22 protein-coding genes are annotated in these 26,412 nt (G+C 64.1%); 7 read left to right on the top strand and 15 right to left on the bottom strand.

All coding sequences use genetic code 11. The annotated features are described in order from the left end of the window. Positions 1–5 precede the first annotated feature (5 nt). From V7E26_RS03300 to V7E26_RS03285, 4 genes are read right to left on the bottom strand one after another with little or no spacing between them, the layout of a single operon-like run. Positions 6–692 carry a DUF2848 domain-containing protein gene (locus V7E26_RS03300; RefSeq protein ID WP_324413444.1) on the bottom strand — a complete coding sequence of 229 codons (687 nt, stop codon included), beginning with the start codon at positions 690–692 and terminating at the stop codon, positions 6–8. Further along, positions 685–2,034, bottom strand: coding sequence for an amidase (locus tag V7E26_RS03295; RefSeq protein ID WP_324413442.1), 1,350 nt, complete (start codon positions 2,032–2,034; stop codon positions 685–687). The genes V7E26_RS03300 and V7E26_RS03295 overlap by 8 nt, the downstream gene beginning before the upstream one ends. A 21-nt stretch (positions 2,035–2,055) precedes the next feature. Next, positions 2,056–2,376, bottom strand: a complete 321-nt coding sequence (locus V7E26_RS03290; protein ID WP_324413440.1) for an AtuA-related protein — start codon at positions 2,374–2,376, stop codon at positions 2,056–2,058. 2 nt (positions 2,377–2,378) lie between these two features. Then, complete coding sequence (locus tag V7E26_RS03285; protein WP_324413438.1) at positions 2,379–3,719, bottom strand: acyclic terpene utilization AtuA family protein; 1,341 nt, start codon at positions 3,717–3,719, stop codon at positions 2,379–2,381. Between the two features lie 203 nt (positions 3,720–3,922). On the opposite strand from V7E26_RS03285, the gene V7E26_RS03280 reads away from it, so the two are divergent. The 4 genes from V7E26_RS03280 to V7E26_RS03265 all read left to right on the top strand — a co-directional run bounded on the left by V7E26_RS03280 (position 3,923) and on the right by V7E26_RS03265 (position 7,857). Then, on the top strand, positions 3,923–4,336 hold the full coding sequence (locus tag V7E26_RS03280) for a Zn-ribbon domain-containing OB-fold protein (protein ID WP_324413436.1): 414 nt from the start codon (positions 3,923–3,925) through the stop codon (positions 4,334–4,336). A gap of 5 nt (positions 4,337–4,341) precedes the next feature. Then, complete coding sequence (locus V7E26_RS03275) at positions 4,342–5,481, top strand: thiolase C-terminal domain-containing protein (RefSeq protein ID WP_324413434.1); 1,140 nt, start codon at positions 4,342–4,344, stop codon at positions 5,479–5,481. 129 nt (positions 5,482–5,610) lie between these two features. Next, positions 5,611–6,525, top strand: a complete 915-nt coding sequence (locus V7E26_RS03270; RefSeq protein ID WP_324413432.1) for an SDR family oxidoreductase — start codon at positions 5,611–5,613, stop codon at positions 6,523–6,525. 396 nt (positions 6,526–6,921) lie between these two features. Then, positions 6,922–7,857, top strand: coding sequence for an SMP-30/gluconolactonase/LRE family protein (locus V7E26_RS03265; protein ID WP_442893349.1), 936 nt, complete (start codon positions 6,922–6,924; stop codon positions 7,855–7,857). Between the two features lie 1,267 nt (positions 7,858–9,124). On the opposite strand, the gene V7E26_RS03260 is transcribed toward V7E26_RS03265, so the two are convergent. The 3 genes from V7E26_RS03260 to thiD form a co-directional block, all read right to left on the bottom strand. Further along, a complete protein-coding gene (locus tag V7E26_RS03260) occupies positions 9,125–10,006 on the bottom strand; it encodes a hypothetical protein (RefSeq protein WP_324413428.1) in 882 nt (293 codons plus the stop codon). 477 nt (positions 10,007–10,483) lie between these two features. After that, positions 10,484–13,279, bottom strand: coding sequence for a phosphoenolpyruvate carboxylase (gene ppc, locus V7E26_RS03255; RefSeq protein ID WP_324413426.1), 2,796 nt, complete (start codon positions 13,277–13,279; stop codon positions 10,484–10,486). Between the two features lie 124 nt (positions 13,280–13,403). Next, positions 13,404–14,204 (bottom strand): bifunctional hydroxymethylpyrimidine kinase/phosphomethylpyrimidine kinase, encoded by an 801-nt coding sequence (gene thiD / locus V7E26_RS03250; protein WP_324413424.1) that lies wholly within the window; start codon positions 14,202–14,204, stop codon positions 13,404–13,406. 145 nt (positions 14,205–14,349) lie between these two features. Here thiD and V7E26_RS03245 point away from each other — a divergent pair, with 145 nt between their 5' ends. From V7E26_RS03245 to V7E26_RS03235, 3 genes are all read left to right on the top strand, one after another. Next, the gene (locus tag V7E26_RS03245; RefSeq protein ID WP_029583462.1) at positions 14,350–14,595 is read left to right on the top strand and encodes an Lrp/AsnC ligand binding domain-containing protein; all 246 of its coding nucleotides are present in this window, start codon (positions 14,350–14,352) and stop codon (positions 14,593–14,595) included. 65 nt (positions 14,596–14,660) lie between these two features. Next, a complete protein-coding gene (locus tag V7E26_RS03240) occupies positions 14,661–15,737 on the top strand; it encodes an Ldh family oxidoreductase (RefSeq protein ID WP_324413414.1) in 1,077 nt (358 codons plus the stop codon). Between the two features lie 304 nt (positions 15,738–16,041). After that, a complete protein-coding gene (locus V7E26_RS03235; protein WP_324413412.1) occupies positions 16,042–16,821 on the top strand; it encodes a J domain-containing protein in 780 nt (259 codons plus the stop codon). A gap of 30 nt (positions 16,822–16,851) precedes the next feature. On the opposite strand, the gene V7E26_RS03230 is transcribed toward V7E26_RS03235, so the two are convergent. The 8 genes from V7E26_RS03230 to V7E26_RS03195 all read right to left on the bottom strand — a co-directional run bounded on the left by V7E26_RS03230 (position 16,852) and on the right by V7E26_RS03195 (position 26,411). After that, positions 16,852–17,778 (bottom strand): c-type cytochrome, encoded by a 927-nt coding sequence (locus V7E26_RS03230; RefSeq protein WP_324413410.1) that lies wholly within the window; start codon positions 17,776–17,778, stop codon positions 16,852–16,854. A gap of 162 nt (positions 17,779–17,940) precedes the next feature. Then, entirely contained in the window at positions 17,941–18,393 is a 453-nt protein-coding gene (locus tag V7E26_RS03225; protein ID WP_324413408.1) for a c-type cytochrome, read from the bottom strand. Between the two features lie 101 nt (positions 18,394–18,494). After that, complete coding sequence (locus tag V7E26_RS03220) at positions 18,495–20,804, bottom strand: xanthine dehydrogenase family protein molybdopterin-binding subunit (protein ID WP_324413407.1); 2,310 nt, start codon at positions 20,802–20,804, stop codon at positions 18,495–18,497. A 52-nt stretch (positions 20,805–20,856) separates the two neighbouring features. Beyond that, positions 20,857–21,018: a hypothetical protein gene (locus tag V7E26_RS03215; protein ID WP_324413405.1), complete on the bottom strand. Its 162-nt coding sequence runs from the start codon at positions 21,016–21,018 to the stop codon at positions 20,857–20,859. Positions 21,019–21,055: 37 nt separating this feature from the next. Then, a complete protein-coding gene (murJ, locus tag V7E26_RS03210; RefSeq protein WP_324413403.1) occupies positions 21,056–22,600 on the bottom strand; it encodes a murein biosynthesis integral membrane protein MurJ in 1,545 nt (514 codons plus the stop codon). Positions 22,601–22,636: 36 nt separating this feature from the next. Further along, positions 22,637–23,788, bottom strand: coding sequence for a DegT/DnrJ/EryC1/StrS family aminotransferase (locus V7E26_RS03205; protein ID WP_324413401.1), 1,152 nt, complete (start codon positions 23,786–23,788; stop codon positions 22,637–22,639). A gap of 28 nt (positions 23,789–23,816) precedes the next feature. Continuing rightward, positions 23,817–24,833, bottom strand: coding sequence for a Gfo/Idh/MocA family oxidoreductase (locus V7E26_RS03200; protein ID WP_324413399.1), 1,017 nt, complete (start codon positions 24,831–24,833; stop codon positions 23,817–23,819). A 165-nt stretch (positions 24,834–24,998) separates the two neighbouring features. Beyond that, on the bottom strand, positions 24,999–26,411 hold the full coding sequence (locus V7E26_RS03195) for a mannose-1-phosphate guanylyltransferase/mannose-6-phosphate isomerase (RefSeq protein ID WP_324413396.1): 1,413 nt from the start codon (positions 26,409–26,411) through the stop codon (positions 24,999–25,001). Position 26,412: the final 1 nt, after the last annotated feature.

The raw sequence follows: 26,412 nt of genomic DNA, 5'->3' as shown, positions 1-26,412 counted from the left end.
GAAACCTACCCCAGCACCGGCATCGTGATCACGTCATAGCCGTGGCTGATCTTCCGCTTCATCACGGGGTCTTCCAGCTCGAAATCGAAGCGATCGGCCGGGCGGATGCCGCCCTTGGCCGCAAACGTGCCGCCGAACATGGCGCAGCCGTCGGGCAGACCCTTGCCGCCGAAGCCGCGCGCGATCAGGTCGTTCACTGGCAGCATCGCGTCCAGCGTGCCTTCCTGATACAGCACGCGGGCGCCGCCGATGGTGGCCCAGGAGCGCAGGATCATCCGGTCCCAATGGCCGATGACGTCCTCCAGCTCCCACAGCGTTGAAGCGACAGGCTTGTCGCACATCTGCTTGGAGACGGTGACGCTGTAGCTCTCCACCTTGCGATCGGTATGGTCGGAGCCGCAGCCGACGAAGGTGCGGCCCTGCCAGCCGATCAGCACGAACTCGACCTCGCCGCTGGAATCTTCGCCGGAGACATCGATACGGTCGGCGAGCGTAATCCGCCGCGCCGAGCAGCGATAGTAGATCGGCGTCGTCGCCGGGCGCGCGATGCCGATCACTTCAAGCTCGGCGATGTGCTTGTCGCGTGCCACCGGATCGCGCCCGGTCCAGCCGGCGATCACGGCCTGATCGATCGCCAGCGTCAGCGGCGTCAGCATACCCTTGTCGTCGACGTTGAAGGTCAGATCAAACACGGATGACATCCTCCATTCCGGCCGCCAGTTCGAAGATACGGCGGTCCGAACCGCCTGCGGCCGCCAGCATCAACCCGACCGGCACCTCGCCGTCGCGATGCGCCGGCAGCGAGATCGCGCAGCCGTCGAGCATGTTGATCAGCGTGCAGTTGCGCAGCGAACGCAAGTTCTGCTTGGTGAAGGCGTGGTCGTCGGCGAGGTCGGCAATGACAGGCGGGGTGTTGGCGGTGGTCGGCAGCACCAGCGCGTCATAGGGCGCGATCCGCTTTTCGGCGCGCGCGATGAACGCGCGGCGCGCGCCGAGAATATCGATGTAATCGGCCGCGCTGATGCTTTCGCCGCGCTGGATGCGGACGCGAACGCGGGGATCATAGACGTCGCCCTTGCTCGTCAGCAGGTAGCGGTGCCAGGCAAAACTCTCCGCGGCGGCGAATCCGCCCTTGGTGTTCATGACCAGCACATCATTGAATTCCGGCACCTCGATCCGCTCGATCAGCGCGCCCTGGCGCGACAGCGCGGCGAGCGCACGCTCAAACGTCTTGGCGACCTCGTCGTCGAGATCGTCGAGCGCAATCGTGATCGGCACCGCAAGCCGCATGCCCTTGACCGGACGCGGCTGCAGCGGCTGCACGGCTTCATCGGCCAGCACGGCGTCGAGCACCGCGCAGCAGGCGACGCTGCGCGCCAGCGGCCCAAAGCTGTCGAGCGAGGACGACAGCGGCACGCCGCCGTCGAGCGGCACGCGGGCCTGCGTCGGCTTGTAGCCGACGATGCCGTTATAGGCCGCCGGAATCCGGCAGGAGCCGCCGGTATCGGTGCCGAGCGCGCCATAGGCCATGCGATCGGCAATCGAGACCGCCGCGCCGGAAGAAGAACCGCCGGGCACGTGGCCAACGCTGCGATTGAACGCGCTCTTCGGCGTGCCGTAATGCGGATTGATGCCGATGCCGGAATAGGCGAATTCGGTCATGTTGGTGCGGCCGATCACGATGAAACCGGCGCGCCGCAGCCGCGCTACCACGAGCGCATCGGCATCCGCCGGCGCCGAATCCTCCAGCGCACGGGAGCCGGCGCGCGTCACCTGCCCCTTGATGTCGAACAGGTCCTTGATCGAGACGGGAATCCCGGCATAGGGCGACGGCGCGGCATTGGCCTTGCGCAAATGATCCATCGCGTCGGCGGCCGATAGCGCGGCGTCCTTGTCGACATGGATGAAGGTCCGGTCGCCCTCCCCGGCGGGATCGGCAATTCGTGCGAGACATTCCTCGACCAGTTTTCGCGCGGTGGTGCGTCCGGCATCGAGATCGGCGGCCAGGGTGGCGAGTGTCGGGTTAGCAGGCATGATTGTCGATCGCTCTCTTTGTTATTCGCTTTGTGGCGCTGTTAGGATATCGAGATCGAGCAGCGCCGAACTCAACGATTTGCCGTGCGCATCGAGCGCCAGCGAGCGTGTCACGCCGCCGCCCAGCGTCTGGCCCATCACGAAGTTCAGCGCCGCGAGGTTGGGCAGTTCATAGCGAACCACCTCGCCCTGGACAACGCCGGCGAAATGCGACTTCACCCGGGCGGCCGTCACCTGTTCGAGCAGCAGCGGGTAGTGCTTCGCGTCATAGGCGATGACCGAGATGTTGGAAATGTTGCCTTTGTCGCCGGTGCGGGAATGAGCGATCTCGCGCAACTTCATCGTTACGCTCCCACGAACCGGACTTGCGGCTTTGCCAGCTCGCGCGGCAGCAGCACGGAGGCCACCGCCACAACGTCGCGCGCGGATTTCCAGGCGCCGCCGCCCGCGGCCGGGCCGTTGGTATAGAGCGTCTCGACTTCGTTGCCGATCCTGACCGCCTCGCGCAGATTCTCGGTGCGCCCGGAAACGCGCACGCGCACCTCATAGGGTTCGTTGGCGCACGCGGAGACTTCCGGCCCGTGCAGGGCATCGACGCCGACCAGTTCGAAGCGCAATTCGCTGGCCGCGACATTGGTCAGCTTCAGCCGCTCGCGGACGATATCCAGCGCCAGCCGTCCGCGCGCCAGCGCGCCGGGACCGGCATAGGAGATCTGTCCCTCGCCGATATAGCTGTCGACATAGCCGACCGAGACCTTCAGCGTATCCGTGCGCCTGGCGCCGCGCCCGCCGCTGACGCGAACACGATCGGGTCCGATTTCCTCGACCCTCACCTGCGAGAAATCCGCTACCACGTCAGGTTGGAAATATTTCTCGGGGTCATGCACCTCATACAGCAACTGCTCCTTGCAGGTCTGCGCCGTCACCGCGCCGCCCGAGCCCGCAACCTTGGTGACGACAAGGCTGCCGTCCTCGCCGACTTCACCGATGGGAAAGCCGAGTCGCGCAAGATCAGCCACGTCCTTGTAGCCGGGATCAGCGAAATAGCCGCCGGTGATCTGGCCCGCGCACTCCAGCAGATGGCCGGCGACCGTCCCCTGTCCGAGCAGATTCCAGTCGTCCATCGCCCAGCCGAAGGCATGGATCATCGGCGCCAGGAACAGCGCCGGATCGGAAGCCCTGCCGGTGATGACGATATCGGCGCCTGCGCCGAGCGCCTGCGCCATCGGCTCGGCGCCAAGATACGCGTTGGCCGACAACAACCGGTTGCCGAGCTGCTTGATGGTGCCGTCAAACTCCATGATCGGCAAATCATCCGCCTTGCAGGCGTCGAGCACGTCGTCGCCGACGATGGCCGCCACTTTCAGCGACGGCAGCCCGAGCGATTTGGCGATCTCGGCGGTCTTGCGCGCGGCGGCTTCCGGATTGGCCGCGCCCATATTGGTCACGATCCTGATGCCCTTGGCGGCGCAGACCGGCAGCACCGCGCGCATCCGCTCCTCGAGCAACGGATCATAGCCGCTGTCGGGATCTTTCATGCGCGCCTGCTGCGCCAGCGCGACCGTTCGCTCCCCGAGGCATTCGAACACGAGGTACTGGATGTCGCCCTTCTCGGCGAGTTCGATCGCAGGCTCGATGCGATCGCCCGAATAGCCGGCACCGGACCCTATTCGTATCGTTCGCACATTATCTCCCTGTCACCGCAAGCACGGGACTGCCCGCTATCAGACAAATACCCTAGCGCGGAAAATTGCTGGCATACAAGCGCTCGCGGGCGCGGGAATGCGGCCATGCAATCACCGCCGTCGCAGGACCGTTGACGGCCCACAGTCAATGTCGCATCAAGATTGCAACAGCAAACGCCGACCTCCCAAGGAGACTTGCCGACATGGCCGAGCCCGCCCGCGCCAGACCGAAGCCGACACCCGAAACCCAGCACTTCTGGGATGGAACACAGGCCGGCGAACTGCGCCTGCAGCGCTGCGACGCCTGCGCCAACGTCTATTTCCCGCCGCGCCCGTTCTGCCCGTCCTGCGCCTCGCGCAAGGTTTCGGTGTTCAAGGCGAGCGGCAAGGGCAAGCTCTACAGCTATGTCATCAACCACCGCCCGGCGGCCCCCGGCTTCACCCCACCTTACGCCATCGCGGTTGTCGAACTCGACGAGGGTCCGCGCCTGATGAGCAACATCATCGATTGTCCGCAGACGCCGGAGGCGCTGGAGCTCGATTTGAAGCTCGAGGTCGCGTTCGAAAAGCTCGACGACAAGATCACCCTTCCCCTGTTCCGTCCGGCGAAGGGTTAAGCACCATGCGCAGAAACCAGGTCGCCGTCGTCGGCGCTGCCGAGACCACCGAACTCGGCGTCATCCCCAACATGTCGCAGATCCAGCTCCACGCCGATGCGGCACTCAACGCCATCGCGGACGCCGGACTGAAACTGTCCGATATCGACGGTATCGCCACTGCGGTAGAAAGCCCGCAGCAGATCGCCCATTACCTCGGCATCACGCCGACCTGGGTTGACGGTACTTCCGTCGGCGGCTGCTCGTTCATGCTGCATGTCCGCCATGCCGCTGCGGCGATCGAGGCCGGTCTCTGCAAGACCGTGCTGATTACCCACGCCGAAAGCGGCAAGTCGATGATCGGCAAATTGCCGCGCTCGACGCCGGCGGACAGCCTCAACGGCCAGTTCGAAGCGCCGTTCGGCGTCTACGGCCCGCCCAGTATGTTCCCGATTCCCGTGCTGCGCTTCATGAAGACCTACGGCATCACCCATGAGCAGCTTGCCATGGTCGCCGTGGTGCAGCGCGAATGGGCCGCGAAGAATCCGCGCGCGACGATGAAGGACCCGATCACGGTCGCCGACGTCCTCAACTCGCGGATGATCGCCTATCCGTTCCGCCTGCTGCAATGCTGCCTCGTCACCGACGGCGGCGGCGCGCTGATCCTCACCTCGGCCGACCGCGCCAAGGATTTCCCGAACAAGCCGGTCTATATCCTCGGCACCGGCGAGAGCGTGGAGACCCCGATGGTCAGCCAGATGGAGACGTTCAACTCCTCGCGCGCCTTCAAGGTCGCCGGTCCGCTCGCGTTCAAGGAGGCCGGCATCACCCACGGGGATGTCGACCATCTGATGATCTACGACGCCTTTGCGCATCTGCCGCTTTACGGCCTCGGCGATCTCGGCTTCATGCCGCACGAGGAAACCGGCAAGTTCATCGCCGACGGCAACACCCGCCCCGGCGGCAAGCTGCCGCTCAACACCAATGGCGGCGGCCTCTCCTATATGCACTCCGGCATGTATGGCATGTACGCGCTGCAGGAGAGCATACGGCAGATGCGCGGCATCGCACCGGCGCAGGTGCCGAATGCGAAGGTCTCGGTGTGCCACGGCGTCGGCGGCATGTTCGCCGCGTCAGGCACGATCATCTTTACGAACGAACGCTAACCACCTCCGTCATTCCGATGGTGCGAAGCACCAGACCCGGAATCTCGAGATTCTCCGATGTGCAATAGCACATCGTAGTTCGATGCTTCGCATCGCCCCGGAATGACGGACACAACAGGAGAACCAACAATGGCAAAATCACTGCAAGACAAGGTCATCATCGTCACCGGCGCGGGCCGCGGCATCGGCCGCGAGATCGCGCTGCTCTGCGCCGCCGAAGGCGCCAAGGTCGTCGTCAACGATCCCGGCGGTGCCGCCGACGGCGCCGGTTCGAACGCGGCGCCCGCGGAAGAGGTGGTCGAGGAGATCAAGAAGCGCGGCGGAACGGCAGTTGCCAATTTCGAGTCGGTGGCGGAAGCGATCCCCGCCAGCAAGATCGTCAAGACCGCGACCGATCATTTCGGCCGGCTCGACGGTGTGGTCAACAATGCCGGCATCCTGCGCGACATGATCTTCCACAAGATGAGCGTGGAAGCGTTCGAAGCCGTCATCAAGGTGCACCTGATGGGCTCGTTCTACGTCTCGCACGCCGCGGCGCGGCTGTACCGCGAGCAGGAGAGCGGCTCCTTCGTGCACTTCACCTCGACCTCGGGCCTGATCGGCAATTACGGCCAGGCCAACTACGCCGCCGCCAAGCTCGGCATCGTCGGCCTGTCGAAGTCGATCGCACTCGACATGGGCCGCTTCAACGTGCGCTCGAACTGCGTCTCGCCGTTCGCCTGGACCCGCATGATTGGCACCATCCCGACCGAGACCGATGCCGAGAAGGCGCGCGTCGAGAAGATCAAGCAGATGGGCCCCGAGAAGATCGCGCCGGTCTGCGCCTATCTGCTTTCCGATGCCGCCAAGGATGTCACCGGGCAGATCTTCGGCGTGCGCATGAACGAGATCTTCCTGTTCGGCCAGCATCGTCCGGTGCGCTCGGTGCACCGCGGCGAAGGCTGGACCCCGCAGACCATTGCCGAACACGGCATGCCGGCCCTGAAGGGATCGTTCTCCAAGCTGGATCGCTCAGCGGATATCTTCACCTGGGATCCGATCTGAGGATTGCTCGCAGCCCGGGTGGAGCGCATAGCGAAACCACCCGGGTTACAGCTTCAACCTTGCGCCGCACCACTATCTCCGATTGTTTCTCCGTCACTCCGCCCGCTTTATGCCGGAATGCGGGCAGATGTTTTTCCTCCCAACAAAAACATACGGGAGGAAATCATGACAACACCACTGACCCTTTCCGATCCCCAACAGCAAGGCGGCGGCCTCGACCGTCGCAAGATACTGACCGGCGCGGCGGCACTTGCCGCCTCGGCCGTCACGATGAAGACGGCGTCGGCCGCCTCCGTCGCGCCGCTCGGCCAGACCGGTGCGCCGACCACGGCATCGCAACCGCTGCCGCTCGGCCCGCTTCCTGGCGCCCGCTATCCGGACGCTCGCCTGGAGTCGATGAAGAAGCCGAAGGTCTCGTTCGGACCGACAGGTTTCCCGGCCTTCGCCGGCACCATGGCGGTCGAGCGCGTGGCGACCGGATTCCGCTGGGCCGAAGGTCCGGTCTACTTTCCGGCCGGGCGTTACGTGCTGTTCTCGGACATTCCCAACAACCGCATCATGCGCTTCTCGGAGGATGACGGTCACGTCAGCGTCTATCGCCAGCCATCGATGAATTCGAACGGCAACACCATCGATCGCGAAGGACGCCTGATCACCTGCGAACATTCCGGCCGCCGCGTCACCCGGACCGAACTCGACGGCTCGATCACCATCATCGCCGACAAGTACAACGGCAAGAAACTGAACTCGCCGAACGACGCGGTCGTCGCCGCCGACGGTTCGATCTGGTTCTGCGACCCCGCCTACGGGATCGGCGGGTACTACGAGGGCATCAAGGCCGAGGCGGAGCAGGACAAGAAGAACGTCTACCGGGTCGATCCGAAGTCCGGCGACATCAAGGTGGTGGTCGACGACTTCGTCGAACCGAACGGCCTTTGCTTCTCGCCCGACGAGAAGAAGCTTTACATCTGCGACACCGGCTTCACCGACGGGCCGGACAATCCGTCGCATATCCGCGCCTTCGACGTCGATCTCGCGGCCGGAAAGCTTTCGAATGGCAAGGTGTTTGCGGAAATACCCAAGCCCAGCATTACCGACGGGCTGCGCTGCGATCGTGACGGCCGCGTCTGGTGCTCGGTCGGCTGGGGCGATCCGAACGAGGACGGCGTGCGCTGCTACACGGCGGACGGCGATCTCCTCGGCAAGATCCACATCCCGGAAACCGTCGCCAATCTGTGCTTCGGTGGCCAGCAGCGCAACAGGCTCTATATCTGCGGCTCGTCGTCGCTATATGCCGTCTACACCAGTGCGCAGGGTGCGATGAAGCCGTGAGGTCGGCGCGGTGGGCGCGAACAATTGTTGGACCTTCCGCCACGAGTCTTCCCCGCGTACGCGCGCGCACGCGGGGACCCAAGGACTATGTGTTGACTATGTGTTCGTGCCCGCGCCAGATCCTGCGAGGCAGTGCCTCACGCTTTCGGATGCATCTTTAGCTTTTGGCACGCCACAATGCCGGTTCGCGTCGATATCTCGGACGAATTGATCCGAGAAATCAAAGCGAGATTCAAATCTTCCAGCCACGCCTCACCAACCAAGCAACCGCTACGGCGCAACCGAACGAAACCAAACCGGCGTAAGGCCAAAAACGGTCGCGCGCGGCGCTAGATTCTGAAACTACTTCACCTGCCACCGGCACGTTGGCGGCGTAGAGGCCTTTTACCAAGGTCGGGGATCACCGCATTTGTAACCTGGGCCATTGATGAAGCGCGCGGCGGCTCGCGCGTCAGCATCGGCCCTCGCGGCCAACCTAACGCTGTTAGGTACCCAGGACTGTGGGTATTCAGCGACATCGCAGAGAAACTCAACCTGCACCTGGTTTGGCGAATGGAAGCGATTGGCGGTCCCATCCGTTTGGTAAAGAGCGCCAAACGCATACGCGCCAATGCCATGAAAATAGAAATAGTCACAACCACTTGCTGTACACGCACCCAGCGGACCACATCGGTGACCGCCACAAGAACCATTGTCCCAGTTGTATTTCCTCAGCCATCCATGCCAACCCTCATGCATGAAGTCCCCCGCTCGAGAGCCCGGGTTCGCGTTCGCAGAAGTGGCATTATAAAGGGCACAGTGTGTTGCGAGCTCGTCTGGGCCAAACACTTTAGGATTGAAGCTTCCGAAACAACAACTATCGTCTCGAGCTGTATGATAGAGACCAGAGTGAAATTGGCTGCTGGGCGCTTCAGCCAGTTGCCTGTAGTCTGTAGTTCCGTGAAATGAGCAGCAGTTCAAATCTGCGAGACCGTAGGTAACGAGATAAGCCGCGTTCCAGTGCTTCGGAAATTCAAGCTGACGATTGCATGCATCCGACCAGCCGCGAGCTTTCCAATCGGATTCGCGTTGATCATAGGCCCTATAAGACCAAAGAAAGAAATCTTGCCAGCATGCGTGCGTATTCCACAAGTCAGTATCGGCTGTGCTTGCATTGGTTTGATTGCAGACGGCCCAGGAGCTGTTGCCCAGCCCCGCGAAAGGAACAGCCACAACTGCGGCCAGGATAATTTTTCTCAACATCTCAGTCGCCCTCCACACTAGGACATTAGAATGGCGGTGGAACAGGACGCGTCTGATCCTTTTCCTTTTCGATCTCACGTTGGCTTGGTGCTGGTGGGATAAGCTCGGGATGCGCTTTTAGATACGCCTCCAATTTCGGATTGAATGTTTCTGCCGTTTCACCTGATTTGCGCACAATTCGATCGAGAAATACCCGTTCATTCTCGTGAACGATAGGTACGAGGGTTTTGAGCGCTTCCGCTCGATCGCTTTGATTCCATAAGTAGGCCGCAATTGCTTCCGCTCTAACGATACGCGAAGGATGTTCCGCAACCGTTTTGAGGACCGTATTGGTTGCGCTAGAGGTGCCAAGATATGCAAGTCCATCAACCGCCTTGGCCTGCAACATTGCGAGGGCCGTTCGCTCGAGTATCTCGCCCTCGACTACCGTTCCTTTGTCGGGCAGCGGCTGAGAGACAAACCTCGTCAGGCAACCTTCGGCGATCTTGCTTCGCATCTCCCCCAGCAGACCAAGAACAACAAGGGCCTTTGCATGGTCACCAACTTGGTGATCAAACGCCTGTTCGCACATCGTGTTGACGACGTCGGAATTTTCCCGTGCTTCTGCCAACGCCTTTCGGATGCGTTCGCCATCAATCGCCGCCGCGGACGACGCCCAATCAATGAAGGCTATTGTGTTTTTTTTCGCGACCTCCCCTGCCCCCTCTAGCGCAGGCATCGACCTACGTTTCAGCTGCTCAATGATAACAGAGGGTGGTGGTCCGCCGCCCATCGATGGTGGAGCCTGCAACGTTGTTAGCGGGTTTTGTTCTTGCCTTACAACCGGGCGCTCGCCGGCTACCGCCGCGCTCGCCAAGGCGATGGTCAGCAAATTTAGAAAGCCGATTGAAGATATGTTCTGAGGCATTGGGCCGATCCTTCCTCAGTGGTTCGAGTTTGTACACTCGATCGCACGACGCACAGGAACGGGTTGTGTAGGCTAACGCGAGCAACGATGAGTGTCAAATCAATCAAGAAGTTAAAAATAGACTTGGTTGCTTGGTTTCCGTATCAGACTACCTTTAGTTGCAAGAGGGCCGGAATAAGCCGCTGGGTCCCCGCAAATGGCGCTGAGTTACGCGCCAGCTGGCATTTCAAATCGAGGCCTCGGTCGGCGAACTCTTTCTTGCTGCAAACGGCGTGCACGGCGCTCACGAACGGCTCGGAAAAACGCGCCCTGGCCGCCTTCAGATCCGAGCATGCAGCGGCAGGATGATCTGGCCGCGAGCGTCGTAATAAAGCCAGCACGAACAACCGTGCTCGAACCGACGCTCGGACCACGGCACGACCACATAGCGGTGCGAAGCCTTGGCTGAGCCTCGCTACTCGCCATTCGCGCCTCACCTCACCCGCTATTCCGCAGCCCCGCCGATATGCCGTTGATCGTGAGTTGAATCCCGCGCAGCACCTGTTCGTCCGGGTTCTGCGCGCGGTGCTCCTTCAACAGTTCGACCTGCACATGGTTGAGCGGGTCGAGATAGGGAAAGCGGTTGCGGATCGAGCGGTCGAGCAGCGGGTTGCCCTGCAACAGCCGCTCGTTGCCCATGATGTCGAGCAGCGTCTCGATCGAAGCGTGCCATTCGCGACGGATGCGCCCAAAGATGCTCTCGCGCAATGTCTCGTCCGGTACCAGCTCGGCATAGCGCGAGGCGATCGCGATCGAGCTCTTGGCCAGCACCATGTCCATGTTCGACAGCAGCGTGCGGAAGAACGGCCATTCGCGATAGAGCTCCTGCAGGAACGGCATGCCCTGCTCCGGATGCTCCGCGATCCAGGCCTCCACCGCGGAGCCAAAGCCGTACCAGCCGGGCAGCATCAGCCGGCACTGCGCCCAGCTGAACACCCAGGGAATGGCGCGAAGGTCCTCGATCTCGCGGGTCTTCTTGCGCGAGGCCGGGCGGCTGCCGATGTTGAGCGTCGAGATCTCGGTGATGACGGTGGAGCCCCAGAAATAATCGGCAAAACCTTCGGTCTCGTAGACCAGTCCGCGATAGGCCTTGAACGCCAGCGCCGACAATTGCTCCATCGCGGTCAGGTACTCGTTGCGTGGCGCGCTCTGGCGCGGATGCAGCAGGCTCGCCTCCAGCGTCGCCGCCGCGAGGATTTCCAGGTTGCTGCGGCCGACCTCGGGATTGGAATATTTGCTGGAGATGATCTCGCCCTGCTCGGTGATGCGGATCTGGCCGTTCACCGCGCCGCCCGGCTGCGCGATGATCGCGTCATAGCTCGGCCCGCCGCCGCGGCCGACCGACCCGCCGCGGCCGTGAAACAGCCGCAGCCGGACATGGTGGCGCTCGAACACCTCGACCAGCCCGATCTCGGCCTTGTAGAGCTCCCAGCCTGAGGTGACGAAGCCGCCGTCCTTGTTGCTGTCGGAGTAGCCGAGCATCACTTCCTGAATGCCGCCGCAACTGTCGACGAGACGGCGGTAGTCGTGCAGTGAAAGCATCCGGTCCATGATGCCGGAAGAGGCCTGCAGGTCCTCGATGGTCTCGAACAGCGGCACGATGTTGATGGCGCTGCGGCCGGACGGGTTGATCAGCCCGACCTCCTTGAGCAGCACCGCCACCTCCAGCATGTCGGACATGCCCTTGCACATCGAGATGATGCACTGGCGGATCACGTCGGGTCCGAACCGCGCATGCGCCTCGGCGGCGGCGCGGAACACAGCGAGTTCGCCGAGCGTCTCCTCGCTGTACTTGATGAAGGCCGAGCTGAGCGGCCGGGCGCTGCGCAGTTCGGAGAGCAGCAGGTTGACCCGCGCCTCCTCGCCCAGGGCCATGTAGGACATGCCCGGAATCGCCGCATCGAACAATTCGGTCACGGTGCGCTCGTGCACCTCCGAATTCTGCCTGATGTCGAGCCGGGCGAGATGGAAACCGAAGCAGTCGACGGCGCGGCGCAGCAGCCGCAAGCGGCCGCGCGCGATCACGCCGGAATTGTTCGCGATCAGGGAGCGATCGAGCACATCGAGATCGGCCTTGAACTCCTTCACGCTGGCGTAAGTCGCGGCCTCGCCGACCGGACGGCGGGTGATTTCGACTTCCAGCCGCGCCGCAGTTGCGGTCAGCCTGGCATAGATGCCCGAAACCGCGAGACGATACGGCTCGCCGCTCCGATGCGGCGAGGTGTCGGGCGAGCGCTCGGCCAGCGCGCGCAATTCGTCGGAGACGTCGGCGAGGTGCGCCGCGAGCGACAGTTCGGAGCCGAGGATATGCAGCTGCTCCAGATAGAAGCTCATGATGCGGCTCGACTGCAGGCGCAGTGTGCCGCGCATGACGTCGGCGGTGACGAAGGGATTGCCGTCGCGGTCGCCGCCGATCCAGCTTCCCATGGTCAGGAACGAGGCCAGCTCGCCCGGCCCGCTGCCGTCTTCCTGGTTCAGCCGGTCTTCCAGCGCGCAGTGCAGCCGCGGCACCTCGTGCAGGAAGGTGTAGTCGTAGAATGACAGGCCGTTGGCGACCTCATCGAGCACGGTCAGCTTGGTCCGCCGCAGCAGATTGGTCTGCCACAGCGTCAGCACGGCGCGGCGCAACTGCTCGTCGCACGCCTCGGCCTCCTCCGGCGTGAGCTGCACCCGCTCGCGGCGGTCGAGCAGCCCGGCAATCTCCATCTCGCGGTCGATCGTGCTCTTGCGTCGGACTTCGGTCGGATGCGCGGTCAGGACCGGACTGACCTGCGCATCCCCGAAAAAATGCCGCAGCTCGGCGGCGCCGATGCCGGCGGCCCTGGCGTGCGCCAGCGTCTGCGTCAGCGTGCTCGGTCGCGGCCCGGCCGGCCCCCGGCCGCGCATCTGGCGGATGTTGTTCTGGTCCTCGGCGATGTTGGCGAGGTGCGAGAAATAGCTGAAGGCGCGGACGATCCGCACGGTGTCGGCGGTCGACATGCTGTCGAGGATGGTTTCCAGCTCCCGCCGCGCCAGCTTGTCTTCATCCCGGTGGAACCGGATCGAGGTCTGCCTGATGCGTTCGACCAGATCGAAGACATCGGCGCCCTCCTGGTCGCGGACGGTATCGCCGAGAATGCGCCCGAGCAGGCGGATATCGGTCCGCAGCCGGGCATCCTCCTCCAGCGCCAGCGCTTCGTCGCTGCGATTATTGGACCGGATTTCGGTCTGGGACGGCATGGTCTGGGAAGACATCGGCGCGCACCCTCACAAACTGCCCGGCAGTCGGAAGTGTGCAACTTTTCTGCCGCAGTGCAAGATAAACATAAGGGCACCGCGGCATCGGTCCCCGCCAAAGGCGACGACGATAATGCATGCGTCAATAGAACTTGTGAAAATGATGGACCGGGCCGTGCCCGTGTCCGACGCTGAAGCGGTCGGCGGCGGCGATGGCGGCGGTGAGCCATGCCTTGGCGTTGCGCACGGCGGTTTCCATGCCTTCGCCCTTGGCAAGCCCTGCCGCGACGGCCGAGGACAGCGAGCAGCCGGTGCCGTGGGTATTCCTGGTGGCGACGCGCTTTGCGGTCAGCGCGATCGTGCCGCTTGAGGTGCACAGATAGTCGGTGCTTTCAGGACCGTCACCGTGACCGCCCTTGATCAGCACGGCGGCGCATCCGAGCGCGAGCAGGCGCCGTCCCTGATCTTCGACCGCGGCCGGGTTGTGCGCGATCGGCTCATCGAGCAGGGCGGCCGCTTCCGGCAGGTTCGGCGTGATCACCGAGGCCAGCGGAATCAGCCGGGTCCGCAGCGCATCGACCGCCTCGGCCGCGAGCAGACGGTCGCCGGAAGTTGCGACCATCACGGGATCGAGCACGACGTGCTTCGGCGACCAGCGCCTGAGGCCGGCGGCGATGGCGTCGATGACAGGCGGATGCGCGACCATGCCGATCTTGACGGCGCCGATGTCGAGATCGGCAAACACCGCATCGATCTGCGCGGTGACGAACTCCGCCGGCACCTGATGGATACCGCTAACCCCTTGCGTGTTCTGCGCCGTCAGCGCCGTGATCACGGAAGCGCCGTAGACGCCGAGCGCGGCGAATGTCTTCAGATCCGCCTGGATGCCGGCACCACCGGAGGAATCGGAGCCCGCGATGGTTAGCGCGATCGGAGTCGTCATTGCAGGTCTCGTGAAAATACTGCGTTCGGGGCCACGTCCTGGCCCGGTGGCTTGTCCTAACGCGCCCTCCAGTCAGCAGCAAGCTGGCTTGCCATAACCTGCGGTTTTTGGCCTATTGGGGCCAACAAATCCGGAGACTACAGCGATGGTTCCCTTCTTCGTCCAGTTCAAATGCAAGCTCGGCCAGTCCTACGCCGTGGCCAATGCGCTCGCGGAAGCGGAGATCGCCTCGGAGATCTATTCCACCGCCGGCGACTACGATCTCCTGGTCAAGTTCTACGTCGACAACGACACCGACATCGGCCATTTCGTCAACGAGAAGGTGCAGGTCATTCCGGGCATCCAGGACACCCACACCATCATCACCTTCAAGGCCTTCGGCACCGGCTAGCAGCGGGCAACCCCGCCCGCGCCCCTCGACTTTCCGGCGCGCGGTCCCGCCCGCGCCTTCACGGAGTGCCCGTCCTGTCCGACACAACAATCACCTTCGACCGGCTGAAGAACTTCATTCAGCAGGCGCTCACTGCCGCAGGTCTGCCGGAGGCCGACGCCGCCACGGTCGCGGCCCTGATGGCGCAGGCCGATCTGCAGGGCTCGGACGGGCACGGCGTCAGCCGCCTGCCGCAATATGTCAGGCGGATCAAGGCCGGCGGCTTCAACGTCCGGCCCAACATCCGCATCGTGCAGGAGCACGCCGGCACGGCCGTGCTGAACGGCGACAACGGCATGGGCCACCTCGTCATGAAGCGCGCGGCCGAGATGGCCGTCGAGAAGGCGCGTACGACCGGCATCGGCTGGGTCAACTCGCAGTTCTCAAACCACGCCGGCCCCGCCTCGCTCTACGCCACGATGCCGCTCGCCCACGACATGATCGGGCTTTATTTCGCCGTCGGCAACGCCAATCACCTGCCGCCCTGGGGCGGGCTCGACATGCTGCTGTCGACCAATCCGATCGCGGCGGCGATTCCGGCCGACGAAGAACAGCCCATCGTGCTCGACATGGCGACCACGGTCGCGGCCTATGGCAAGGTGAAGACCAAGGCGCTGCGCGGCGAGACCATGCCGGAGGGCTGGATGATCGACCGCGAAGGCAAGCCGCTGACCGACCCGAAGCGCGCCGACCAAGGCATGCTGCTGTCGCTCGGCGGCATGGAGGCCGGCTACAAGGGCTATGGGCTGGCGATGATCATCGGCCTGCTCGCCGGCACGCTCGGCGGCGCCGCGATGGGCCGTGACGTGATCGACTTCAACCACGACGACGGCAGTGTCACCAACACTGGACAGGCGGTCGCCGCGATCAATGTCGCCGCCTTCGGCGACGTCGCGACCTTCAAGCAAAGCGTCGATGCGCTGGTGCGCGATTTCCGCGGCAGCCAGCGCATCCCGGGCGTCGAGCGCATCTGGGTGCCCGGCGAACGCAGCCACGAGACGCGGCTCAAGCGGACCAGTCACGGAATTCCCGTCGCGCCGGCGCTGCTCCGCGGACTGGACCAGGTCGCCGACGATCTCAGGATTTCGAGGCTGGTGAGCTAGACCGCGTCTACCGCCTGCCAGCGTCATCAAGCTGCAACGATCGCGGTGCTCTTATGGCCGCGCGTCAAATCGGCAATGAACGGCTTGTCGCGCGCGGCGGATTCCGGAGGCCCCGGTCCCCGCCTTGCTCCGCCCCAGGTCGCGGTTTCGAGGGCAGCAGATGGTTAACGCCGTTAACCATGGCATGGTTTTGCCATCAGAGCATCATCCTACCGCCTTGAAATTTTTCATTAGCTAGAGCGTCGTCAATCGGAAGTTCCGCAGTCGGGAACGTTCCGAGGGGGAAACAGTCGCGAGTACCGCCATGGGGACGCTGTACGATTTGCTCGAAGCGCTTCCGCGTGATGACGCCGAGGCGTTGCGGACCGCGTTCCGAAGGGCCGCGAAGGCGACGCATCCCGATTTGAATCCCGACAATCCTGATTCTGAAGTGAGGTTCAGGGAGCTGGTCCGCGCCTATGACATCCTGACCGACAAGGAGCAGCGCGCGACCTACGACCACCTGCTGGCCATTGCGCTGCAGCCGACCCCGGCCGCGAAAACGACCCACACCTACGAGACCATGCACAAGGTCGCTTCCAACACCATGGCGGCCACGATCATCCTGGCCGTCCTGATGGGCGCCTACACCCTGTTCGGATTGTATTCGATACCCCCTGTTGCTGCAGAGATGCCCGACGGGCCTCAACAGGTCGCCGCGCTACGGTCCGACACCCCTGCTCTGGAGAAAGATGTTTCGACCGTTGGAATAGCCTCGATGGCCGGCGTCTCCTCGGCAAAAGAAGCTAGCGCTGCACCGATCGGCCGTTTCGAACCGGTCCCGGCCTTCGCCACGTATAATCTGGGTGTACAGTATTATCCGCGCTTCGCCGCCGCCTTTTTCGATCGCGGATTCGTGCCGTACCGCACGGGAGATCATCTCGACCGCCCGCATACCGACATGACCTCGGCAAAACGCTCCACGGAATTGAAGCGGACGAGGAACGCCGCGCGGCCCTCCGCACACGCGCCGCACAAGCCGTTGGTGCTTGTTCCTTCATTTCCGGGAAGGCGACAGCCGGTGACCGCCGCCTTGTCGCCCTGACGACACGCGAAGCCGCACCATCAACGCCGATCAGCTTTCCTTGGCCTTCTTCGGACGAGGCGGTCCATCGACCGGCGGCAACGACTTCAGGTATTCGGCGATCGCCGCACGATCCTCCGCCGACAGTTGCGACATGTTCCTGATCACGCGCACCATCGAGCCGCCGGCAGTGTCGCCGTCGGGCGTCTGCCCGGTCTCGAGGAAATAGGCGATGTCCTTTGCGCTCCAGTCGCCCAGCCGCTTCTGCGTGATGTTGGGCACCCAGCCCTCGCCTTCCGGATTGGGCCCGCCGGCGAAGCGTTGCGCGTCGACGATGCCACCGAGGAAATTGCGCGGGCTGTGGCACTCGGCGCAGTGGCCGAGACCGTTGACGAGATAGGCGCCGTGATTCCATGACGGCGGGCGCGAGGCGTCCGCCACCAGGGGCTTGCCGTCCATGAACAGCAATTTCCAGATGCCGACGTTGCGGCGGATGTTGAATGGAAACGGCAGCTCATGATCGCGCGGCTTGCCGCTCACCGCCGGCAGCGTCTTCAGATAGGCGAAGAGATCGCGCACGTCATCAACACTGGCGTGCTGGTATGACGCGTAGGGAAACGCCGGAAAATAATGCGCGCCATCCGGCGACGTGCCCTTCAGCACAGCGGTGACGAAATCCGCCTCGCTCCAGCGGCCGATGCCGTAAGTCGGATCCGGCGAGATGTTGGGGACATGGAACGTCCCGAACGGCGAAGGCATGGCAAGCCCGCCCCCGAGCTTCAGCCGGTCGGGCTGGTTGGGAACGGCGTGGCAGGAGGTACAGCCACCGGCGTTGAACGCTGCGAGGCCGTTGGCAAGGTTCGCCGTGCGCGGCGGCAGCGAAGCCGGCGCGACGACCGCCGGAATCGTCAGCAACCAGAAAATGCCAAGGCCCAGGGCGCCAAGCAAAATCAAGCCGAGGAGAATTCGTCGCAGCATTCACCGATCCGTTATCAGTCGTTTCACGTGACCAGTATGGACGTAGTTGTCGCGGTGGGCTCCCACGAAGTGGAGGCGTTAAGGATCGCCCCGACACGAAAGAGGCGAACGCTGGCTAAGCGTTCGCCCCTTTCGTTTGCTGCCATTGCGGCGGCTGCACTACTAGCCCTTGACGCGGAATTTTTCGTGGCAACCCATGCACTGTTTGTTGAGTTCTGGAAATTCCGCCTTCAGGCTGTTGACATCCTTGATATTGGCCTTGGCCTGACCGACAGATTTCACGAAGGCCGCCGCGTGGGCTTCAAAATCCGCCCGCTCTGTCCATATCTTGGGCGACGCGGAATACTCGCCCTTCGTCGGCTTTAGCCCCTTGATGCCAGCAGGAAATAATGACGGGAAACGCTTGGCGACGTCATCGAGCTCGGCCAGCGCCTTGTCGACGGCCGCTTGATCGTAAGGCTTTTTGTCCCTGGCCATGTCCGAAAGCGCAATCGCGCCCGTGAGGTTGGACTTCATGGCAAGCTGGGTCTTGTCGACCTGCTCCTGCGGCGTCTGCGCCAAGGCCATTCCGACGCCTAGCAACAGGGTTCCCGTCAAAGCGATAGTTCGATGCATCGGCAAATCTCCGTGTCCAGTGCTACGCCGCGCGCCAACAGGCGCGACGTACCTCTCTTCAACACCGCCGTCGGTATTTCATTCCGCGAGCAGCGCAATCGTCAGAGACTATGCCGTTTCTGTGCCTCGCGGATCGCGATCCAGACCCGTTCCGCGGTCGCCGGCATATCGATGTGGTCGATCTTGTACTCGCGCCACAATCCCTCCACGATCGCATTGACCACCGCGGGGCACGAGCCGATCGCACCCGCCTCGCCCGCGCCCTTGACGCCGAGCGGATTGGTCGTGCACGGCACGTTATGGGTCTCGAAGTGGAATGACGGGCCGTCGGACGCGCGCGGCACGGCATAGTCCATGAAGGTGCCGGTGACGAGCTGGCCGTCGGAAGAACTGTACACCGCCTGCTCCATCAAGGCCTGCCCGATGCCCTGCATCGCACCGCCATGCACCTGTCCGGCGAGCAGCAGCGGATTGAGCGTCACACCGAAATCGTCGACGATGACATAGTTGACGATCTTGATGATGCCGGTTGCCGGGTCGATCTCGACTTCGGCGAGATGCGTGCCGTTCGGATAGGTGCCGTCGGCCTGCGCGAAGGTTGCGCTCGCATTCAGTTTCGACGGATCGGCGCCCGGACGTTTGGCGAGATCGGCAAAGCTGATCGAACGATCGGTGCCGGCGATGCGCACGACGCCGTTGCTGATCTCGAGGTCGCCGGCGCTGGTCTCCAGCGCCTCTGCCGCGATCTCCTTCAGCTTGTTGCCTAGCTCGCGCGTGGCGCGCTCGACGCTGACGCCGCCGGTCGGGATCGACGCCGAGCCGCCGGTGCCGAGACCGGTCGCGATCTTGTCGGTGTCGCCCTGCAGGACGTGCACGCGCTCCGGCGGCACGCCGAACTGCTCGGCAACCAGTTGCGCGTAGGCGGTCTGGTGGCCCTGCCCGCTCGACTGGGTGCCGATCAGGATGCTGATGTCGCCATTGGGATCGAGCGCGACGTTGGCGGTCTCCTCGCCCATCGTGCCGCAGACCTCGACATAGCTGGACATGCCGATGCCGCGCACCAGGCCGGCCTTCTTCGCCGCCTTGGCGCGCTTGGAAAACTCCTTCCAGTTCGCGACCTCCATCGCGCGCTTCATGTGCGCGGTGAAGTCGCCGGAATCGTAGACCTTGCCGGTGGCGGTGGTGTACGGCATCGCCTTCGGCGGAATGAAGTTCTTGCGCCTGATCGCATCCGGCGCCATGCCGAGTTTTCGCGCGGCCGCGTCGACCAGACGTTCGATCACATAGGCGGCTTCAGGACGGCCGGCGCCGCGATAGGCATCGACCGGCACGGTGTTGGTGAACACGGTTCGGACGCGGCAATGGAAGGCCTGGATATCGTAGAGGCCAGGCAGCATGCCGGCGCCGCCATGCGGGATGTACGGCCCGAAGGTCGAGAGATAGGCGCCCATGTCGCCCATCAGGTCGACGTCCATGCCGAGGAATTTGCCGTCCTCGGCGAGCGCCATCTTCGCGGTCGTGACGTTGTCTCGGCCCTGCGCGTCGCCCATGAAGTGATCGGAGCGGTCGGCGGTCCACTTGATGGTCTTGCGCAGCTTCTTCGCCGCAACCGAAATCAGCGCGTATTCGCGGTAGGGAAACAGTTTCGTGCCGAAGCCGCCGCCGACGTCGGGGCAGATCACCCGCATCTTCTCCATCGGGATCTTCAGCACCATGCCGCACAGGATTTCGCGCAGGCGATGGCTGCCCTGGCTGCCGATCGTCAGCGTCAGGTGATCGCGCTTGGCGTCATATTCGGCGACCGCGGCGCGCGTTTCCATGAAGTTGGTGATGACGCGCGGATTGACGATCGTGATTTCCGCGACCGCATGCGCCTTGGCAAAGGCGGCTTCCGCCGCCTTCTTGTCGCCGATCGAGACGTCGAACAGCACGTTGCCGGCCTTGTCGGGCCACACAAGCGGCGCGCCCGGCTTGACGGCGTTGACGACGCCGACCACGGCCGGCAGCGGCGTCCATTTGACGTCGATCGCCTCGATCGCGTCGCGGGCCTGATCGATCGAATCGGCGACCACGAAGGCCACGGCGTCGCCGACATGGCGTACCTCGTCCCTGGCTAGGATCGGATATGGCGGGCCGGTGAAGGGATCAGTTTCCAGGTTGAACAGGCAGGGCAGATCGCCGAGTTCGGCCACTTCGGCCGCGGTCAGAATCAATGCCACGCCCGGCATTCCGCGAGCCTTGGTGACGTTGATGGTGAATTTGGCATGCGCGTGCGGCGAGCGCAGCATCAGCGCGTGCAGCGCCGGCGCCGGCGAGTGATCGTCGGTATAGCGGCCCCTGCCGCGAATCAGCGCGTCGTCCTCCTTGCGAAGAACGCTTTGACCGACGCCGAATTTGATGGGAGCAGCCATCTCTTCTCCAATTCCCTGTTCCAGCGGCCGGCATATTGCAGCGGTTACCGGCTCAGCGCAAACCGCTTTCGCCCGAATAGCCAATGCGCTGGCGCAACCGAATCGCCGCGCAGCGCAATGCTTTTCGCGCTTGCACAAAAAACCCGCGATCCGCGGGCTCGATTCGGCAGGAGATGACCGTGCGGGCAACGCGATCGGCGGCTTGCGCAATCATCGCAAGAACGGCCCAGCAATAACTTATTTCATTACAATCACTTAGAAGACGGCCTCCGCTCGCGGACCAGCGCGAACAGCCAGCCTTGCCCGAACAGAAGCAGGATCGCCACCCCGTACACGAAGGCGCCAGCCACGATCAGCAGCAGCAGCGCGGTCTCGTCACGAAAGGCGTGCATCTGTGCGAAATAGAAGCTGGCGAATCGCGCAGTGCCCCACAGCGCGGCCGCCAGGATGACGCCCGCCGCCGCAAATTTGGCGAGCGACGTCATCCAGCTCCGGTCCAGTTCGAGGTGGCCCGCGCGCACCGCGAAGCCGAGCACCAGCAGCAGATTGACCCAGGCCCCGATGGCGGTCGCAAGCGCCAGGCCGATCTGCGCCAGCGGGCCCATCAGGGCGACCTTGAGCGCCACGTTGACGGCAACCCCCGTCAGCGCCGCCTTGACCGGCGTCGCGGTGTCGTGGCGGGCATAGAAGGTCGCGACCGCGCTGCGGATGGTCACGAACGGAATCAGCCCGATCGCGTAGGCCGCCAGTGTCATCCCCGCGGCCGCCGCATCCGCCTTCGAGAAAGCGCCGCGCGCAAACATCGCGCGCATGATGACATCGGGCACGGTCAGGAAGGCGGCGACGAACGGCACCGAAAACAGCATTGAGAATTCGAACGCGCGCCGCTGCGCGGCCGATGCGCCGGCGACATCGTTCGCAGTGAGGCGCCGCGACATTTCCGGCAGCAGCACGGTGCCGATCGCGATCCCGATCACGCCGATCGGGAGTTGGTTGAGACGGTCGGCGTAATACAGCGCCGAGAGCGCGCCGGCCGGCAGGAAGGTCGCGATGATGGTGTCGGCAAACAGCGCGATCTGCGTCCCCATCGAGCCGATGGTCGCAGGCCCCAGCGCCCGGAAGAACGCGCGCACGTCCTCGTCGAACTTGATGGCGGCGAATTTCGGCAGGATGCCGGTCCTGGCCGCGTCGCCGGCCAGCAGCAGGAATTCGAGCACGCCGGCGAGCAGGACGCCCCATGCGGCGGCGTAACCCGCGCCGGGAAACAACGCGGCCAGCGCCAGCGTCGCCATCATCGACAGATTGAGAAAGATCGGCGCCGCGGCGGCGCTGGCGAAGCGATGCATCACGTTGAGCATGCCGCCATAGAGCGTCACCAGCGTGATCAGCAGGAGATACGGAAACGTGATCCGCGTCAGTGAAATCGCCAGCTCGCCGCGCGCCGGGTCATCCTTGAAGCCCGGCGCCAGAATGGCGATCACCTCCGGCATGAAGTACCAGGCGATGACGAGCAGGACGATCTGGACGGCAAACAGCAGCGTGAAGATGCGGTCCGCGAACAGCCTGGCCGACGCTTCGCCCTTGCCCTGCAGATGCGCATAGGCCGGCACGAAGGCGGCGTTGAAGGCGCCCTCGGCGAAGATCGCGCGAAAATGATTGGGCAGCCGCAGCGCCACGAAGAACGCGTCCGCCACCGGACCTGCGCCAAGAATCGCGGCGAGCATGATGTCGCGCGCGAATCCGGTCAGCCGCGATAGCAGCGTATATCCGCCGACGGTGAAGATGCGTCCGAGCATGCGCCGCTTCTAGCGCATATTCCCTAAACCGCGAAATCAGGCGGAAAGCGCGCCGCGCACCGCCTCGATGATCCGGTTCTGCGTCGGCTCGTCGAGATAGGCATGGATCGGAAGGCTGACGACGTCGGCGGACAGGCTCTCGCACACCGGCAATCCGCCATCCGCGACCGGGAATTCGCGATAGGCGGTCTGCTGATGGATCGATTTCGGGTAATAGATCGCGGTCGGAATCCCCTGCGCCTTCAGGTCGGCCACGAAGCGGTCACGATCCGTGCCCTTGGGCAGGCGGATGGTGTAGCACGCCCAGATCGAGTGGCAGCCGCTGGCGACACGCGGCACGGTCACGACATTGCCGAGGCCCCGGGCATAGCGCGCCGCGACGGCGTTGCGCGCCGCGATCTCGTCCTCGAAGATCTTCAGCTTCTCGATCAGAATGGCGGCCTGCACAGTGTCGAGCCGCGCGGTGAGGCCGATTCGGACATTGTCGTATTTGTCCGAGCCCTGGCCGTGGACGCGGATGCTGCGCAGCGTTGCGGCCAGCGCATCGTCGTCGGTGAAGATCGCGCCGCCGTCGCCGAAGCAGCCGAGCGGCTTGGCCGGGAAGAAGCTGGTTGTGGTGGCGAGACCAAAGGTGCCGAGACGGCGGCCCTTGTAGCTGGCGCCGAAGCTCTGGGCGGCGTCGTTGAGCACGAACAGGCCCTCGGCCTCCGCGATCGCGTCGATCGCGTCGTGGTCGGCCGGCTGTCCGAACAGGTCGACCGGAATGATGGCGCGGGGCTTCAGGCCGCGCTGCCGCGCCGTCGCGATGCCGCGCTTGAGCGAGGCAGCATCGATGTTGAACGTCGCCTCGTCGACATCGACGAAAACGGGCGTCGCGCCCGTCAGCACCACCACCTCACCCGTCGCGCAGAAGGTGAAGGACGGACACAGCACGGCATCGCCGGGGCCGATACCTTTGGCCATCAGCACCATCAGCAGCGCGTCGGTGCCGCTGGCGCAGCTCACGACATGCTTGGCGCCGCAGAATTTCGCGAGCGCCGCCTCCAGTTCCGTGACCTCCGGCCCGTTGATGAACTGGCAGTGATCGAGCACGCGGGCAACGGCTACATCGACCGACTTGCCGAGCCGCCGGCGCTGCGCGGCGATATCGGTGAAGGGAATGGGTTCTGGGCGCATGTGCTGGTTCATGGAGCCTTGCTCGGTTCTTTCAGGAGATTCAGCCGGCGATGCGGCGCGGTCCCTTGCGCGCGGCGGAGGCCGCGGGCTTGGCGGGCTGTTCGAGACAGCGGATGGCGATTTCGAGACTGGCGACGCCCTCGTCGCCCGAAACGGCCGGCACGCTGCCGGAGCGCACGGCATCGAGGAACGCGATCAGTTCGGCACGCAGCGGCTCGTCATGGCCGACCGGCAGATGGCGCATCGAATAGCTGCCGTCCGGCTTGAAGCCGAAGCATTCGGTCACCTGCCGCGTCAGCAGGTCGCCCATCACATATTTGCCGCGGGTCGCGACCGTGACGTTGCGCGCCTTGAACGGCGTCAGCCAGTTGGTGTTGATGTGGGCGAGCACGCCGGAGGCGGTGCGGAACTGCAGCAATGCGATGTCCTCGCGCTCGGCGACGGCGCTGGAGAGCTGCGGCTGCACCTCGACGATGTCGGACTCGGTGAACCAGCGGATCAGGTCGATATCGTGCACGGCGAGATCGATCACGACGCCGACATTCGACATCCGCGGCGGAAACGGTCCGACGCGGGTGATGCCGATCGACAGGATGTCCTCGCCCGAGATCGCCTGCTTGATCGCGGCGACCGCCGGGTTGAAGCGCTCGACATGGCCGACCATCAGCGTCACGCCGGCGCTGCGCGCGGCATTGACGATGTCCCGCCCCTCCTCGACCGTGGTAGCGACCGGCTTCTCGACCAGAATGTGGATGTTGCGCGTGATGCAGGCCAGCGCGATCTCGTGATGCAGATGGGTCGGCGCCGCAATCGTGATGGCGTCGACGCCCTCGTCGAACAGCTCGTCCAGTTCGGTGAAGGCACGGCAACCGGCAAGCGCCGTGGCGCGCGCGCGATGCTCCGGCAATGGGTCGACGATGCCGACCAGCGTCACGCCAGGCAGGCCGGCCAGCACGCGGGCATGGTTGCTGCCCATCACGCCCGCGCCGACGACGCCGACGCGTAAGGTGTCTTTCGCATCGGCCTTGGCGTCAGATGCCGACCCTTTTGAACTCATGATATGTAGACCCCAAGCAGATTCGGCGCCGGTAGTTCCCCGGGCGGTTCTCTAGCACGCCGTCACAGACGTGGCGAACGCGATCAGCGGTTTTCGGACACGTTTTGATTCAAACGGTTACAGCCGCAACAGCGGTAGAGCCAACCGGTAGAATTACGGTCTTTCTCAACTGCGCCGGTAGTCGTCCTCGATGCGGATGATGTCGTCCTCGCCGAAATAGCTGCCGGTCTGGACCTCGATCAGCTCGAGCTGGATCTTGCCGGGATTCTCCAGCCGGTGCACCGCGCCGATCGGGATGTAGATCGACTCGTTCTCGTGCACGGTCTTGACGAGTTCGTTGACCGTCACCTGTGCGGTGCCGCGCACCACGATCCAGTGCTCGGCGCGATGATGATGCTTCTGCAGCGACAGCCGCCCGCCCGGCTTGACGATGATGCGCTTGACCTGGTGGCGGTCGCCATTGTCGACCGACTGATAGGACCCCCAGGGCCGATGCACCCTGATGTGGTCCTCCGTCACCTGCGGCGCCACCGTCTTCAGTTTCGCGACCAGCCGCTTCAGGCCGTTGGCGTCCTTTTGCCGCGAGACGAGCACGGCGTCCTGGGTTGCCACCACCACGAGATCGTCGACGCCTTCGAGCGCGACCAGCGCGCGGTCGGTCGCGACGTTACAATTGCGGGAGTCCTCGAATACCGCCGCACCGCGCGCCGCGTTGCCCTCGCCGTCCTTGTCGGACAATTCCCACACCGCGTGCCAGGAGCCGACATCGGACCAGCCGCACGCGACCGGCACGACCGCGGCGCGAGAGGTCTTCTCCATCACCGCATAGTCGATCGAGATCGACTTCGCCGATCCGAACGCCGCCTCGTCGAGCTTGACGAAACCGAGATCGGTGCCGGCTTTCGCCACCGCATCGGTGACCGCGCTGACGCTTTCCGCATCGACGTTGCGATACTCGTCCGACAGCACGGCGGCGCGGAACATGAAGTTGCCGCTGTTCCAGAGATAGCCCGACTTGACGTAACCGGCCGCGGTCGCAGGGTCCGGCTTCTCGACGAACTTGGCGACGGCGCGAACCTTGCCCGAGATGATCTCGCCGGGATTGATGTAGCCATATTCGGTCGCGGCGCGTTCGGGCTGCACGCCGAAGGTCACGATGTGGCCGGCTTCCGCCGCAGCCAGTCCCTCGCGGCAGGCGGCGAGGAAGGCCGGCGTGTCGCGGACCACGTGATCGGCGGCAAGCGCCAGCACGATCGCATCCTTGTCGCGCGCCTGCGCGAAAGCTGCGCCGGCCGCGATCGCAGGACCGGAGTCGCGCCGCATCGGCTCGAGCAGCACGTCGGCCTCGATCCCGATCTCCGCCAGTTGCTCCAGCACCATGAAGCGATAGGCGTTGTTGGTGATGATGATGGGACGCTCGAACAACGTCGCGTCCGACACCCGCAACAGCGTGTCCTGGAACGTCGAGCGCGCCCCGAACAGCGGGATGAACTGCTTGGGGTGAACTTCGCGCGAGGCCGGCCACAGCCGCGTTCCCGCGCCGCCGCACATGATCAGGGGAATAATTCGTCGGGTCATC

It is taken from the genome of Bradyrhizobium sp., from assembly GCF_036735945.1.
In the GTDB taxonomy this organism is placed as follows: domain Bacteria; phylum Pseudomonadota; class Alphaproteobacteria; order Rhizobiales; family Xanthobacteraceae; genus Bradyrhizobium.
Note: the sequence above shows the minus strand (reverse complement) of the source record. Positions and strands in the feature narration are given on the sequence as shown.

Excerpts from the sequence above, each read along its gene's own strand:
- V7E26_RS03295 (WP_324413442.1), bottom strand. The coding sequence starts at position 2,034 with ATGCCTGCTAACCCGACACTCGCCACCCTGGCCGCCGATCTCGATGCC.
- V7E26_RS03290 (WP_324413440.1), bottom strand. The coding sequence starts at position 2,376 with ATGAAGTTGCGCGAGATCGCTCATTCCCGCACCGGCGACAAAGGCAAC.
- V7E26_RS03280 (WP_324413436.1), top strand. The coding sequence starts at position 3,923 with ATGGCCGAGCCCGCCCGCGCCAGACCGAAGCCGACACCCGAAACCCAG.
- V7E26_RS03275 (WP_324413434.1), top strand. The coding sequence starts at position 4,342 with ATGCGCAGAAACCAGGTCGCCGTCGTCGGCGCTGCCGAGACCACCGAA.
- V7E26_RS03270 (WP_324413432.1), top strand. The coding sequence starts at position 5,611 with ATGGCAAAATCACTGCAAGACAAGGTCATCATCGTCACCGGCGCGGGC.
- V7E26_RS03265 (WP_442893349.1), top strand. The coding sequence starts at position 6,922 with ATGAAGAAGCCGAAGGTCTCGTTCGGACCGACAGGTTTCCCGGCCTTC.
- V7E26_RS03260 (WP_324413428.1), bottom strand. The coding sequence starts at position 10,006 with ATGCCTCAGAACATATCTTCAATCGGCTTTCTAAATTTGCTGACCATC.
- ppc (WP_324413426.1), bottom strand. The coding sequence starts at position 13,279 with ATGTCTTCCCAGACCATGCCGTCCCAGACCGAAATCCGGTCCAATAAT.
- thiD (WP_324413424.1), bottom strand. The coding sequence starts at position 14,204 with ATGACGACTCCGATCGCGCTAACCATCGCGGGCTCCGATTCCTCCGGT.
- V7E26_RS03245 (WP_029583462.1), top strand. The coding sequence starts at position 14,350 with ATGGTTCCCTTCTTCGTCCAGTTCAAATGCAAGCTCGGCCAGTCCTAC.
- V7E26_RS03235 (WP_324413412.1), top strand. The coding sequence starts at position 16,042 with ATGGGGACGCTGTACGATTTGCTCGAAGCGCTTCCGCGTGATGACGCC.
- V7E26_RS03230 (WP_324413410.1), bottom strand. The coding sequence starts at position 17,778 with ATGCTGCGACGAATTCTCCTCGGCTTGATTTTGCTTGGCGCCCTGGGC.
- V7E26_RS03225 (WP_324413408.1), bottom strand. The coding sequence starts at position 18,393 with ATGCATCGAACTATCGCTTTGACGGGAACCCTGTTGCTAGGCGTCGGA.
- V7E26_RS03220 (WP_324413407.1), bottom strand. The coding sequence starts at position 20,804 with ATGGCTGCTCCCATCAAATTCGGCGTCGGTCAAAGCGTTCTTCGCAAG.
- V7E26_RS03215 (WP_324413405.1), bottom strand. The coding sequence starts at position 21,018 with ATGATTGCGCAAGCCGCCGATCGCGTTGCCCGCACGGTCATCTCCTGC.
- murJ (WP_324413403.1), bottom strand. The coding sequence starts at position 22,600 with ATGCTCGGACGCATCTTCACCGTCGGCGGATATACGCTGCTATCGCGG.
- V7E26_RS03205 (WP_324413401.1), bottom strand. The coding sequence starts at position 23,788 with ATGAACCAGCACATGCGCCCAGAACCCATTCCCTTCACCGATATCGCC.
- V7E26_RS03200 (WP_324413399.1), bottom strand. The coding sequence starts at position 24,833 with ATGAGTTCAAAAGGGTCGGCATCTGACGCCAAGGCCGATGCGAAAGAC.
- V7E26_RS03195 (WP_324413396.1), bottom strand. The coding sequence starts at position 26,411 with ATGACCCGACGAATTATTCCCCTGATCATGTGCGGCGGCGCGGGAACG.